General features: G+C 68.7%; 13 protein-coding genes. 8 read left to right on the plus strand and 5 right to left on the minus strand.

Features of this window, described 5'->3' with window-relative positions; genetic code table 11:
• Positions 1–125 precede the first annotated feature (125 nt).
• Together ACYQML_RS18225 and trhA are read left to right on the plus strand one after the other, a co-directional pair.
• Complete coding sequence (locus tag ACYQML_RS18225) at positions 126–314, plus strand: hypothetical protein (RefSeq protein ID WP_056424310.1); 189 nt, start codon at positions 126–128, stop codon at positions 312–314.
• Positions 315–450: 136 nt separating this feature from the next.
• Positions 451–1,131 (plus strand): PAQR family membrane homeostasis protein TrhA, encoded by a 681-nt coding sequence (gene trhA / locus ACYQML_RS18230; protein ID WP_207413097.1) that lies wholly within the window; start codon positions 451–453, stop codon positions 1,129–1,131.
• Positions 1,132–1,173: 42 nt separating this feature from the next.
• Here the strand turns inward: trhA and ACYQML_RS18235 are convergent, their stop codons facing one another.
• The gene (locus ACYQML_RS18235; RefSeq protein ID WP_405030603.1) at positions 1,174–2,001 is read right to left on the minus strand and encodes a glycoside hydrolase family 25 protein; all 828 of its coding nucleotides are present in this window, start codon (positions 1,999–2,001) and stop codon (positions 1,174–1,176) included.
• A gap of 245 nt (positions 2,002–2,246) precedes the next feature.
• On the opposite strand from ACYQML_RS18235, the gene ACYQML_RS18240 reads away from it, so the two are divergent.
• The 3 genes from ACYQML_RS18240 to ACYQML_RS18250 all read left to right on the plus strand — a co-directional run bounded on the left by ACYQML_RS18240 (position 2,247) and on the right by ACYQML_RS18250 (position 4,087).
• On the plus strand, positions 2,247–2,690 hold the full coding sequence (locus tag ACYQML_RS18240; protein ID WP_419952605.1) for a DUF488 domain-containing protein: 444 nt from the start codon (positions 2,247–2,249) through the stop codon (positions 2,688–2,690).
• A gap of 126 nt (positions 2,691–2,816) precedes the next feature.
• Positions 2,817–3,548: an autoinducer binding domain-containing protein gene (locus tag ACYQML_RS18245; protein WP_461233600.1), complete on the plus strand. Its 732-nt coding sequence runs from the start codon at positions 2,817–2,819 to the stop codon at positions 3,546–3,548.
• A 62-nt stretch (positions 3,549–3,610) separates the two neighbouring features.
• A complete protein-coding gene (locus ACYQML_RS18250; RefSeq protein WP_461233601.1) occupies positions 3,611–4,087 on the plus strand; it encodes a VOC family protein in 477 nt (158 codons plus the stop codon).
• Between the two features lie 15 nt (positions 4,088–4,102).
• Here the strand turns inward: ACYQML_RS18250 and ACYQML_RS18255 are convergent, their stop codons facing one another.
• Both ACYQML_RS18255 and ACYQML_RS18260 read right to left on the minus strand, forming a co-directional pair.
• Positions 4,103–5,047, minus strand: coding sequence for a DMT family transporter (locus ACYQML_RS18255; protein WP_461233602.1), 945 nt, complete (start codon positions 5,045–5,047; stop codon positions 4,103–4,105).
• Between the two features lie 109 nt (positions 5,048–5,156).
• The gene (locus ACYQML_RS18260) at positions 5,157–6,110 is read right to left on the minus strand and encodes a DNA-3-methyladenine glycosylase family protein (protein ID WP_461233603.1); all 954 of its coding nucleotides are present in this window, start codon (positions 6,108–6,110) and stop codon (positions 5,157–5,159) included.
• A gap of 209 nt (positions 6,111–6,319) precedes the next feature.
• On the opposite strand from ACYQML_RS18260, the gene ACYQML_RS18265 reads away from it, so the two are divergent.
• The 3 genes from ACYQML_RS18265 to ACYQML_RS18275 all read left to right on the plus strand — a co-directional run bounded on the left by ACYQML_RS18265 (position 6,320) and on the right by ACYQML_RS18275 (position 11,670).
• Entirely contained in the window at positions 6,320–7,363 is a 1,044-nt protein-coding gene (locus tag ACYQML_RS18265) for an efflux RND transporter periplasmic adaptor subunit (protein WP_461233604.1), read from the plus strand.
• A gap of 1 nt (position 7,364) precedes the next feature.
• Positions 7,365–10,520, plus strand: a complete 3,156-nt coding sequence (locus ACYQML_RS18270) for an efflux RND transporter permease subunit (RefSeq protein ID WP_311275177.1) — start codon at positions 7,365–7,367, stop codon at positions 10,518–10,520.
• Positions 10,521–10,878: 358 nt separating this feature from the next.
• Entirely contained in the window at positions 10,879–11,670 is a 792-nt protein-coding gene (locus tag ACYQML_RS18275) for an SGNH/GDSL hydrolase family protein (RefSeq protein ID WP_461233605.1), read from the plus strand.
• Positions 11,671–11,702: 32 nt separating this feature from the next.
• On the opposite strand, the gene ACYQML_RS18280 is transcribed toward ACYQML_RS18275, so the two are convergent.
• Entirely contained in the window at positions 11,703–12,506 is an 804-nt protein-coding gene (locus ACYQML_RS18280) for an MBL fold metallo-hydrolase (RefSeq protein ID WP_056424277.1), read from the minus strand.
• Positions 12,507–12,549: 43 nt separating this feature from the next.
• Positions 12,550–13,347 carry a TatD family hydrolase gene (locus tag ACYQML_RS18285; RefSeq protein WP_461233606.1) on the minus strand — a complete coding sequence of 266 codons (798 nt, stop codon included), beginning with the start codon at positions 13,345–13,347 and terminating at the stop codon, positions 12,550–12,552.
• Between the last annotated feature and the right edge of the window lie 7 nt (positions 13,348–13,354).

Consider the following 13,354-nt stretch of genomic DNA (forward strand, 5'->3'; position numbering starts at 1 on the left):
CCTCGGCCATTTTTTGTTGCGTTGCAGCGAAACTAAGCTTGGGGTTGTGCCGTTAGCCGATGTGTCGATGGCGCCGTGAGAGCGGGGCCCGGCAGCGTCACGCCACAACCGAAAGGCCGTCCAGCATGCACGACCAACGCCTCGTGTCGGAAGAGCAGGTACTCGTTGAGCGCGACCAGACGGTACGCGAAGGTGCCGACGTGGAGGGGACGCGCCACGCGCGGACCCGGAAGGTCGTCGTCGGCCTCACGGGACTTCTCGGAGCGGCCTGGGCCGTCGTCCTCGCGAGCCGCTTCACGACCTTCTCCTTCTAGGAATCCTCCCACTGGGAAAATATGCAGGAATCAAGTAGGCGGCGGTTCACGATGCTCGCCGCCTACGCAGTTCGAACAGGGAACGAGTCCGGCCCTTCGGCGCTTAAGCTTAGGTTAGGAAAGTTCGGAGTCAGCGATGTTCCTGGCTGAGGACGGTAGACCCATCGGACTGACCTGGAACTACACCCGCCGGGAGCTGATGGCAGATGCCGCCGTGCATATCGCCGGCATCGCGTTCGGTGTGGCGGGCTCGATCGCCATCGTCATCCTGGCGGCGATGGCTCCGCTGGATTGGACCGAGAGGGCGGCCGTCGCGGTCTATGCCGCCGCCCTGGTGTCGATGCTCGGTGTGTCGGCCACCTACAACATGTGGCCCGTAGGACGCCGCAAGTGGATCCTGCGCCGAGCCGACCACGCCCTCATCTACCTGATGATCGCGGGCACCTACACGCCTCTCGTCGCCCTGGTCGGGCGCGGATCGACGGCCTGGATGCTGCTCGCCTTCATCTGGGTCCTGGCGGGAATCGGCATCGCCCTGAAGCTTCTCATGCCCGGTCGTTTCGACCGGGCCGCCATCGGCCTCTACCTGCTCCTCGGATGGAGCGGCGTCGCCACCTACGAATCGGTGATCGGCGCACTGAACCCCGAGGCGCTCTGGCTTCTGGCGATCGGCGGCGTACTCTACTCGGCCGGGGTCATCTTCCACGTCTGGCGCAGCCTGCCGTTCCAGAACGCTATCTGGCACGCCTTCGTCCTCGCCGCCACGGCCTGCCATTACGGCACCGTCCTCACCAGCGTGATGAGCGCCGCTCCCTAGGCGACGCTCCGTGGCACGTCCCCCGACTTCCCGGTTCTTCGCCTACTTCCCGTTGCAGAGACCCTGCCCGGAAAGTCGGTTGTGTTCGCGCGGATCGCAATCCGTAGCCAGGAACGAGGCCCATTCCGCGGTGGTGCCGTAGAAAGCGTTCCGGTCCACGTCACCGCGCACGCCGGGAACCCGGCCGGTGGAGGTGAACTGCCACAGCATCCATTTCCGCTTGGCGAAGCGCTGCTCGGGCTCGGCCGCCGTGGAGCGGACCCAGTGCGGATAGTCGAGCAACTCGTCCTCGAGCACGTCCTTATGGAAGGTGATGTCGGTATAGATGATCGGCCGCTTGCCGGTGTAGCGCTCCATCTCGTCGAGCATGTAGCGCATCATCGCCAGCGCCTGGGCCTTCGGCAGCTTCTTCGGGCAGAGCTGCGAATGGCCGTTCCATTCCACGTCGAGGACGGGGGGCAGGGCGGTGGGATCGTTGGGGACGTTCTTCTTGAACCACTCCACCTGATCCTGGGCCGAGCGGCACCAGAACACGAAATGGTAGGCTCCGCGCGGCACGCCGGCCTTGGCGGCTCCCTCCCAATTGGCGCGGAAGCGTTCGTCCACGTGGTCGCCGCCCTCCGTCGCCTTGATGAAGGCGAACTGCGTGCCGGCTCCGCGCACCGAGGCCCAGTCGATCGGCCCCTGCCATTTCGAGATGTCGATACCCTGGATCGGGTGCTGCTTGGCACGGGCGACCCCCGGATGGGGCTTCACGTCACCCTTTGTGGGATAGAAATCGCTCTGGTTGCCGGCGCAGGCCGCGAGCGTCGCGAGCAGGGCGGCGGTCAGCGAGCGTTTGGCCCAGCGCATCGCGGCGTTGCGTGGCATCACGGCCAAGTCTGTCGGGGCGATCCCGTTCTCAAGCGACATTGATGCCCGGTCCACCGTTCTCACGCGCTACACTCATGGGTAAGGGATGGCCCCGTGCGGTTAACAGAGCTTTGACGGCAATGCGGCGGAATTCCGGAACTCGTTGCGGGCGAACCACATAGGGTGGATTCAGGCGCTTTCGCCGCAGGCCGGTCGCGGATGCTAAGTCCCGAGCCGATCAGGCATTTCGAGGGGAGGGGAGTCTGGGCAAGGTTTTGTTCACCATCGGTTACGAAGGGCTGGATTCCGAGCGTTTCGTGGCGACTTTGAAGGATGCCGGCGTCGCGACGCTGGCCGACGTTCGCGCGGTGGCCAATTCGCGCAAGCGGGGCTTCTCGAAGAACGCGCTGAAGACGAGCCTGGAAGAGGCGGGCCTCACCTATGCGCATGCGCGGGAACTCGGCACGCCGAAGGCCGGGAGAGAGGCTGCGAGGGCCCATGATGCCGCGCTGATGCGCCGGATCTACTGCGAAGAGGTGCTCGACACCGCCGATGGCGGGCTCGCCCTCGCCGCTCTGTGCGAGGTCGCCTCGCGGGCGCCGACCTGCCTCCTCTGCTTCGAGCGCGACCCGGAGCGATGCCACCGCCGTGTCCTGGCCGAACGACTGGAAGCGAACGGTTTCAGGACGGTCGACCTGTTCGGATAACACCGTCCCATGACTTGCCCGCGTAAGGCCGGTTCCGACCGAGCGGAGTCGTTGACAATCTAGAGTTCTGTTGCCCACATGTTTCTCGACCATGAATGGTGGTCGGATTCTCCGGCGAGAACGCGGGTGACGCGCAAATCCCTCGATCAGACCCTCGGCTTCCTCCGTTCCCTCGACCGGACGGCGAGCGGCGAGGACGTCGCCCGGGTTCTGGCGGCGGAACTGGCGGATCTCGGCGTCGCTCATATCATGGCGGCCACGGTGCCGGTACGGGGCACGTCCGTCCGCCAGCAGCGCAGCCACGTCCTGCTCAACACCTTCCCGATGGAATGGGGCCGGCGCTACCTGACGCGCGGCTATGCCTTCCACGACCCCACGGTGCAGCGCCTCGGCTACTCGACCGCGCCTTTCGCCTGGAGCGACGCCACCGATGAGCATGCCGACGATCCCCTGGCGCGCAGGGTGATGGACGAGGCTGCGGATTTCCATCTGCGCGACGGCCTGACGATCCCGCTGATGACCCTCGACGGCGAGACCGCCGGGTTCAGCGTCTCGGGCGAGCGCCTCGCCATCGATCCGGCGGATCGCGGCATGCTCCAACTGATCGCCACCTACGCGTTCGGCCACCTGCTGCTGCTGCACGGGCAGAGCTCGGCGGCCTCCGCGCGCCTCGCCCCGCGCGAGCGCGAGGCCCTGCAATGGGCGGCTGAAGGCAAGACCGATTGGGAGATCGGCGAGGTCATGGGGATCTCCGCCCATGGCGTCGATTTCCACCTGCGCTCCGCCCGCGCCAAGCTCGGCACCGCTAACCGCACCCAGGCCGTCGCCATCGCCCTGCGGCGGGGGCTCATCATCTGATGGGCTCGAGGCCGGACATTCGATAGTCTCGCGCGAGCTCAACCTCGCGAGAGGAGTCGACGATGCCCAAGGTCAGCACCTGCCTGTGGTTCGGGAGGGATATCGAGGCGGCGGTCGGCCTCTACGTCTCCCTCGTCCCCGATTCGCGGATCGACCATGTCCAGCGCTCGCCTGGACCCTGGCCGGGCGGGGAGGCGGGTGATGCGCTGCTGGTGGCCTTCACCCTTGGCGGACAGAGCTTTCAGGCCCTGAACGGAGGCGCCACGGCCGATTACGGCACCGCCGCTTCGATCTCGGTGGCCTGCGCCGACCAGGACGAGGTCGACCGGTTATGGGCGGCGCTCATCGCGGATGGCGGGGCCGAGATCATATGCGGCTGGCTCAGGGACAAGTGGGGAGTGCCCTGGCAGATCGTACCCACGATCCTCCCTCGGCTGCTGGCCGACCCCGATCCGGCCGTGGCGAGCCGCGCCTTCTCCGCCATGCAGCACATGGTCAAGCTCGACATCGCCGCCCTCGAGCGCGCGGCCGCCGGCTGAACCGGACGTCTCGCCTCACCCGCCGCCCGGGCGTTCGCGGCGGCCGAAGCGCTCGGCGATGACGATGCCGCCGAGCACGAGGGTCAAGGCCGCGGCCTGGTACCATTGGAACGCTTCGCCGACGACGAGGATGGCGAGGCCCGAGCCGAAGATCGGCACGAGGTTCACGAACACCCCCGCGCGGTTCGGGCCGATCAATTCGACGCCCCGCATGAACGAGAGCTGGGCGATCAGGGACGGGCCGAGGGCCACGAAAGCGACGATGGCCCACCCCTTCGGTGTCGGCCAGATCAGGGTTCCGGCAGCCTGTTCGAGGACGAGGGCGGGCAGGGAGGTCACGAGGGCCGCCAGCGCCATCGCCGAGAAGAAGGTCAGGCCGGACATCTTGGGCCGGTCGGCGAGGGCGACGGTGTAGCCGGCATAGAGCACGCAGGCGCCGAGCATCAGCATGTCGCCGATGTTGAAGGAAAGCGTCGACAGGATGTGCCAGTCGCCGTGGGTCGCCGCGACGCCCGCGCCGCCGAGGGTGATGACGACGCCGAGGAGCTGCGCCCCGGTGACGGCGACGCGGTGCACGACGTAGTTCAGCAGGATGACGAGGACCGGGATCGCTCCCTGGAACAGGGCGACGTTGACGCCGGTGGTGTAGATGCCGGCGGCGTAGAACAGGCTCGCATAGGCGGTGTAGCCGCAGGCCCCCATCAGGAGGACGTAGCGCCAGTGACGTGCGATCAGGTGGCGCTCGGCCACGATCCCGCGCCAGGCCGGCCAGGCCAGCGCGAGGCAGGCGAAGGCCCAGCGCAGGCAGGTGAGCACCTGAGGCGAGACTTCCCCGACGGCCCATTTGCCCGCGACCACGTTGCCGCCCCACAGCAGGGTCGTGAACAGGAGGAGCGGGTAGGCGGCCCCGGCGCCAAGGGTCTCGACGGCCGGGCCGGGGGAGGCGGACGGAGAGGTCATGATCCCTTCGGGGGCTTTGCTCGGAGATGTTTCTTCGCTGGCGGTACCGCCATCCCCTTCTGTCCCGCCCATGATGGGCTGAGCAAGGCCGCCGGAAGCAGGGCTGACATTACGGATCCTGCCCGGAGACGAGCCGGGGAGGGCGGCGCTTGGCGGCGGGTTTGGGGACAGGCAGGGCGGCGGCGATCCGCGCGGCGTCGCTCGTCCAGAGATGCACTGCGGCGTAGGCCCGCCAGGGCCGCCAGGCTTCGGCGCGGACAAGCAATTGCGCCGGTGTCGGACGCCCCGCCCCGGTATCGAGGGACCGGAGCAGGGCGAGGTCGCTCGCCGGCAGCGCATCCGGTTCGCGCAACGCCCTGAGGGCGATGTACTGCGCCGTCCACTCGCCGATTCCGCTCAACGCCCTCAGGGCGGCCACCGCCGGATCGAGCCCGCGTCCCCGTGCGAACAGAGCGGGATTTGCATGGGCCTCCGCCGCAAGGGCGCTGATCGCTCTGCCGCGTGCCCCCGGCATGCCGAGGGTCGCGGCCACGTCTGCATCGAGCAGGCGATCCGGCGTCGGGAACAGGTGGGTCAGCCCCGTTCCGGCGTATTCCGGCGCCATCGCTTCACCGAAGGCGGCAACCAGTCGGCCGGCGAGCCGGGTCGCCGCATTCACCGAGACCTGCTGTCCGAGAATGGCGCGTACCGCGATCTCGAACCCGTCCCAGGCGCCCGGAACCCGCAGGCCCGGCCGTTCGGCCACGAGGGGTGCGAGGTCGGGGTGGCGTGAGAGCGCGGCCGCGATGACGGCCGGGTCGGCATCGAGATCGAACATCGGCCTCAGCCGTGCCAGAACGTCCGGCAGAATCGCCGGATCGGGATGATCCACCGTCGCGACGAGGGCATCGTCCCCGCCCTGCATGACGGAGATCGTGCCGGGGAGCCCGCCGATGAAGACGGTCCGGGCATAGGCGTCCGACGTCACCACCTCGACACCCGGAATGGCCCGGCCGCCGAAATAGGCCAGGATCGCGGGCCAGTCGTAGGGCGGCCTGTAGGGCAGCGGGATGATGTGGGTCACGACGCTCTCCGGCCGCCTCCACCATCTCACGGCCGCGGGAATCGCGAAACCGCGCGCAGGCCGGCGCAACGGTGCGAGGCAGGAGGTGAGGCAGGACGGGAAAATCCGGCATCGCCCGTATCGGGTTGCGGGGCGACGCTGTATCCGTTCACGAGGGACAACGCGGCGTATCGATCGCGAGGCCGGGGAGGGCGGTTCTGGTGTCGTGGGTGCGTGGTCTCCTCTTCGCGGGAATCGCCGCCTTCGCGGTGAGCGAAGCCGGCACGGCCCTCATCGCCGAACTGCGGGAGCGGGTCGCCCCCGGTCCCCCTGCCCCGCGCCATCTTCCGGCCCAGCGCACCGCCATCGAGGACGGGCGCACCGTGGTCCGGCTCAAGCCGGAGGAGCGGGAACGCCTCGGCATCGCAACGCAGGTCCGCCCTTACGCGCCGCACCGTGAGGAACTCCAGGCCTATGGCAGCGTCCTCGACGTCGCCAGGGTCACCGACCTGACCAATTCCTACGCCAGCGCCAGGGCGCAGCTCCAGACCGCCCAGGCCCGGGTCGAGGTCTCGCGCAACGCCTTCCAGCGCGCCAAGAATCTCGGCCCCTACGCCACGACAGTCCAGGTCGAGACCACCGAGGGCACGTTCCAGACCGATCAGGCCGCTCTGGCGGCGGCGGAATCGCAGGTCCGCACCCTCACCGCCACGGCGCAGCAGGAATGGGGGCCGGTGATCGGACGGGCCATCGTCGAGCGCTCGCCGGCCATCACCCGGCTGATCGAGCGCGTCGACTTCCTGGTCCAGGTGACCCTGCCGCCGGGCGAGATCATCAAGGGCCAACCCGCCGCCGCCTTCGCCGAGGTGCCGCCGCAGAGCGCGCGGATCGCGCTGCGCTACGTCTCGCCGGCCACCCGCACCGACCAGCGCATCCAGGGCCTCAGCTACTTCTACACCGTGCCGGGCGATAGCGGCTTCCTGCCCGGCATGAGCATGCTCGCCTTCCTCGCCTCCGACCGGAGCGTCACCGGCATCAGCGTGCCCGAGGATGCGGTGGTGCATTGGCAGGGCGGAACCTGGATCTACCGCGCGGTGGCGCCCGACGCCTTCGCCCGCCACGCCCTCAAGGCCGACCCGCCCATGTCGGCCGATGCCTATGTGGTGGAGGACCTGCCCGGTGAGACCGAGATCGTGCTGACGGGCGCGCAGGCGCTCTTGTCCGAGGAGATGAAGAGCCTGCTCTCCGTCTCCGGCGGCGTGGACGACGATTGACGTGAGCGACGTTCCGAACGCTTCCCCGAGCGGCCCCCAGGCGGCTCTCGTCGCCTTCGCGGTGCGCTTTCGCGGCATCGTCCTGGCGCTCAGCCTCGCGCTCGCCGGCTACGGCATCTACGTGCTGGGGGACGCGAAATACGACGTGTTCCCGGAATTCGCCCCGCCCTCCGTGGTCGTCCAGACCGAGGCGCCCGGCCTCAATCCCGAACAGGTGGAGGTGCTGGTCACCCAACCGATCGAGGTGGCGGTGAACGGCTTGCCGGGGATCGAATCCCTGCGGTCGAGCTCGATCCAGGGCCTGTCGGTCATCACCGTCACCTTCGGCACCGGCAGCGACGTCTATCGCGTCCGCCAGCTCGTCACCGAACGGCTGACGGCGCTCGCCGGCCGTCTGCCGCAGGGCGTGCTGCCTCCGGCGATGACCGCTCTCACCTCGGCCACCAGCACCGTGCTCCTCGTCGGCCTGACCTCGGAGCGACGCTCCGACCTCGACCTGCGCACCATCGCCGACTGGACCGTGCGCCTCCGGCTTCTGGCCGTCCCGGGCGTCAGTCAGGTCTCGGTCTATGGCGGCGCCGTGCGCTCGCTCCAGGTCCAGATCCGGCCGGCGGATCTCATCCGCTACAATATCGGCATGAACGACGTGCTCGCCGCCGCCCGCAAGGCCACCGGCGTGCGCGGGGCGGGCTTCGTCGACACGATCAACCAGCGCGTCACCCTCCAGACCGAGGGGCAGTCGCTCACCCCGGAGGAACTGGCCCGCACGGTCCTCATCAACGAGGGCGGCGCCAGCGTGACCCTCGGCGACGTCGCCACCGTGGTCGCCGCCGGCGAGCCGCCGATCAGCGCCGCCCTGGTGGACGGCAAGCGCGGCGTGCTCCTCATGGTCGGTGCGCAATACGGCGCCAATACCCGCGAGGTCACCGCCCGGGTGGAGGCCGCCCTCGAAGACCTGCGCCCGGCCCTCGACCGGGAAGGCGTGGCTTTGCGGCCGGATCTGTTCCGGCCGGCGAACTTCATCACCATCGCCAATGCCAACGTGCTCCAGGCGCTCGGGCTCGGCGGCATTCTCGTCGTCGTCGTGCTGTTCGCCTTCCTGTACGATTGGCGCACCTGCGTGATCTCGTCGGTGGCGATCCCGCTCTCGCTCATCGCCGCCGTGGTGGCGCTCCAGGCCATGGGCGAGAGCCTCAACACCATGACGCTGGGCGGCCTCGCCATCGCCATCGGCGAGGTGGTGGACGACGCGGTGATCGGCGTCGAGAACGTGGTGCGACGCCTGCGCGAGAACCGGCGCCTCGCTTCGCCCGTCCCGGAGGGGAGGGTGGTCATCGACGCCATCCTGGAAGTCCGCACCGCGGTCGCCTACGCCACCTTCGCGGTGCTGCTGGTGTTCCTGCCGGTGCTGGTCCTGTCCGGCATCGCCGGCAAGCTGTTCGCCCCCCTCGCCCTCGCCTACATCCTCGCGGTGGTGGCTTCGCTCGCCGTGGCGCTCACCGTCACCCCCGCCCTGTCGATGATGCTCCTCACCGGGCGGCGCGAGACGGACATGCGCGACCCGCCGGTGATGCGCTGGTCGCGCGGCGGCTACACCCGCCTCCTCCAGGGGATCAACCGCGCACCGCGCATCGTCATCGCCTTCGGCATCCTCGTGACCCTGGCGGGCGCCGCCGCGACGCCGTTCTTCGGCAGCACCTTCCTGCCCGACCTGAAGGAGGGTCACCTGATCCTGCACATGGCAGCGGCGCCCGGCACGTCGCTCGGGGAATCCATGCGCCTCGGCGGCCGCATCACCACCGAACTACGGAAGATCCCCGGCATCCGCGCCGTGGCTTCTCAGATCGGCCGCGCCGAGGCGGGGCAGGACACCGCCGGCACCCATTACAGCGAGATCCATATCGACCTCGAACCGGGGCTCGACGGCGCGGGGCAGGGCAGGGCCGAGGCCGATATCCGCACCCTGATGGCGGGGTTTCCCGGCGCCGCCTTCTCGCTCAAGACCTTCCTCACCGAGCGCATCGAGGAGACGGTTTCAGGCTACACCGCGCCGGTCGTCATCAACGTCTTCGGCAACGACCTCGCCCGGATCGAGGCCGCCGCCCGCGACATCGCCCGCGAACTCGCCGAGGTGCGCGGCGCCACCGACATCCAGCAGGCCTCCCCGGCGGGGCTGCCGCAGATCAATGTGGGGCTCCGGCCCAACGACCTGCGCCATTGGGGGCTCTCGGCCGTCGAGGTGATGGAGGTGGTGCGCACCGCCTATCAGGGCGACGTGGTCGGCCAGACCTATGAGGGCAACGCGGTCTTCAACGTCCTCGTCATCCTCGATTCCGGGGCGAGGGGACGTCTCACCGCTTTGGGCGACCTCCCCTTGCGCTCCTCGAACGGCCGCTTCATCCGCCTCGCCCAGGTGGCGGACATCTACGAGACCTCGGGGCGCTACCAGGTCCAGCATCAGGGCGCCCAGCGCGTCCAGGCCATCACCGCCAACGTCACGGGGCGCGACGTCGCCTCCTTCGTCGAGGCGGCGCGGCGCAAGATCGCCAAGGAAGTGGCCCTGCCGAGCGGCGTCTATGTGAGTTTCTCAGGCTCGGCGGAGGCCCAGGCGCGGGCCAAGCGCGACCTGCTGCTGTTCTCCGGGCTCGCGGGCCTCGGCATCGTGCTGCTGCTGGCCATGGTCACGGGCAGTGCGCGCAACCTCATGCTGGTCCTGGTCAACCTGCCCTTCGCCTTCGTCGGCGGGGTACTGGCGGTCTTCGCCACCGGGGCCGTGCTGTCGCTCGGCTCCATCGTCGGCTTCGTGACGCTGTTCGGCATCTCGCTGCGCAACACCATCATGATGATCTCGCATTACGAGCATCTCGTCGCCATCGACGGCCGGGCGTGGGACCGCGACACGGCGGTGGAGGGGGCCGCCGACCGTCTGGTGCCGATCCTGATGACCTCCCTCGTCACCGGCCTCGGCCTGTTGCCTCTGGCGCTGGGAGCCGGCGAGCCCGGCCGCGAGATCGAGGGGCCGATGGCCATCGTCATCCTCGGCGGCCTCGTGACCTCGACGGTCCTGAACCTCCTGATCCTGCCGACCCTGGCCCTGCGCTACGGCCTGTTCACGACCGGCGAGGGCAGGGCGCCGGACACGGTGCGGGCATCCTAGGGAGATTCGGAGCGAGCCGCCGGTCGGTACCGTACGGTACGGCGAACCCAGATGGCGAATCAGGCCCTTTCAGAACCCGTATCTGCCATTCGCATAAGATATATTATGGAACATGAAGCCCTGGAGAACGGGGTGAGGGGGGCTTACAGGACCAACTTGACACGAAGCTGGGATTCACCATTCCATGAAGTGTCGCCGAGAGATGGCGGCTTTACGCCTTGCTCACCAGCTTCCTTAAGCGATCCGCCAGTTTCAGGGGCAATCGTCACAATCCTATCTCAAACCGCGTGTCTAACCCGTGACGGAGTGGGACCGGTCTTCGCGACCGCTCGCCCCGATCGTTCTCGAAGCGGATCCGATGCTGACCCTTCTCAAACCCTGCGCCGCCCCGTTCCTCGGCCTGGCCCTCGTGGCTTTGGGCCTCGGCGCTCCGGCATGGGCGGAGCCCGTGGCATCGAAGCCGGCCATTCCCGCCCGGGCGCTGGCCAAGCTCTCCCACGTGGCCGCCCTGGTGAAGGCGGGATCCGACATCCGCATCGTCGCCTTCGGCTCCTCGTCCACGGAAGGGTCGGGGGCCTCCTCCCCCGCCACCGCCTACCCCGCCCAATTGCAAGAAGACCTGCAGGGACGTCTCGACGTCGCTGGCGCCAAGCATCCCATCGTCACGGTCCTCAACCGCGGCAAGGGTGGTGATGACGCCGAGGCCATGGCCCGCCGCCTCGACCGGGACGTTCTGGCCGAGCGGCCCGACCTCGTGATCTGGCAGACCGGCAGTAACGACCCGATGACCGGCGTCACGGTGGAGCGTTTCACCGAATTGACCCGTCAGGGCATCACGGCGATGCGCGCCGCCGGCTCCGACGTCATCCTCATGGACCAGCAATGGTGCCGCCGCCTGACGACGACCAACGGTGCCGAGCGCTACGGCGACGCGTTGCACAGCCTCGCGGCCGAGCTCGACGTGCCGGTGATCCGCCGTCACGCCCTGATGCGGACCTGGGCCGCCAGCGGCCTGCTCAGCCCGGCGCAGATGATCGGCCCCGACGGGCTGCACATGACCGATGCGGGCTATGACCGCCTCGCCAAGGCGGCCACGGCGCAGATCCTGGTCAATGCCGGCCTGATCCCGGCCGACCCCATGCGTAACTGACGCGCGCCCTCCCCGGCACTCTGCCTGCGCGTCTAGAGGTCCACGCTCACCGACAATCCGTCATAGGCCGGAACCACGCCCGGCGGCAGCTTGGCCGCGAGCGTGGCGTAGTCGAGATCGGTGTGGAGGTTGGTGAGAATCGCGCGGCGCGGGCGCACCTCCTCGATCAGCGCGAGCGCATCCGAGACAGAGTAATGGGTCGGGTGAGGGGTGTCGCGCAGGGCATCGATGATGAGGAGATCGAGGCCGCGGAGTTGCGCCTTGGCCGCTTCCGGCATCAGGCTGACATCTGGCGCGTAAGCCGCCGGGCCGAAGCGAAAGCCATGGGCGCTCTCGGTGCCATGCTCCATACCGAAGGCCACGGCCTCGATCGCACCGCCCTCACCCGGAATCGTCACCGGCTCGCCCGCCACGAGATCGTTCATGTCGAGGATCGGTGGATAGGCGCTGCCGGGCGGCGTCTCGAAGCAATAACCGAAGCGCATCGTCAGCAGGGCGCGAGTCTCGGCATCGGCATAGACCGGGATGCGCCGGTGCATGTGGATCACCAGCGGCCGGACGTCGTCGATCCCGTGGGTATGGTCCGCATGGGCATGGGTGAACAGCACCGCGTCGAGGCTCTGGACCCGCGCCGCCAGAAGCTGCTCCCGCAAATCCGGCGAGGTATCGACCAGAAGGGTCGTGGACCCCGCCTGCCCTCGCCGCTCCACCAGGATCGAGCAGCGCCGCCGCCGGTTCCTCGAATCGGACGGATCGCAAGCGCCCCAGCCGTAACCCACACGGGGAACGCCGCCGGACGAGCCGCAGCCGAGGATCGTCAACGTCAGAGAACCCATCCGCACCTCCCGGTCCGTTGGTAGCGGAGCGCGCGGGCCTCTGTCATGCCGCCCGGCCGCCGGATGGGGTCGCCTTGTCGAACAGGCGGTGGAAATTGGCCGTCGTCAGGCTCGCGAAGGCCTCGAACTCCATGTCGAGGGTCTTGGCCAGGGAGCGGGCGGTGTCGGCGGTATAGGCCGGCTCGTTGCTGCGCCCACGATGCGGCTCGGGCGCCAGGAACGGCGCGTCCGTCTCCACCAGGATGCGGTCGCGGGGGACGGCGAGGGCGATGTCGCGGAGCTCGTGCGAGCGCCGGAACGTGACGATGCCCGAGAAGGAGACGAACAAGCCGAGTTCGACCCCGACCTCGGCCAGGCGCCGGCCCGAGGAGAAGCAGTGCAGCACCGCCTTGAAGGCCCCGCGCTTCATCTCGTCGACGAGCACCGATTCCATGTGCTCGTCGGCATCGCGGGCATGGATGACGAGGGGGAGGCCGGTCTCGCGGGAGGCCGCGATATGCCGGCGGAACACCCGCTCCTGCACCGCTTCCGGGGCGGCGTCCTCGTAATGGTAGTCGAGCCCCGCCTCGCCGATCCCGACGCAGCGCGGATGATGGGTGAGGGCGACGATCTCTTCCGTGGGCACGTCGGGCTCGTCCACTGCCCCGTTCGGATGGGTCCCTACGGTGTGCCAGATCTGCGGATGAGCCTCGGACAGGGCCTCGTAGACCCGCGCCTTGGCGATTCGCGTCGAGATGGTGAGCATCCCCGTCACGCCCGCCGCCTCGGCACGGGCGATGACGCCGGGAAGATCCTCGACGAAGTTCGGGAAGTCGAGATGGCAGTGGCTGTCGACCAGCATGGACAAA

The organism is Methylobacterium sp. CM6244 (assembly GCF_054817885.1).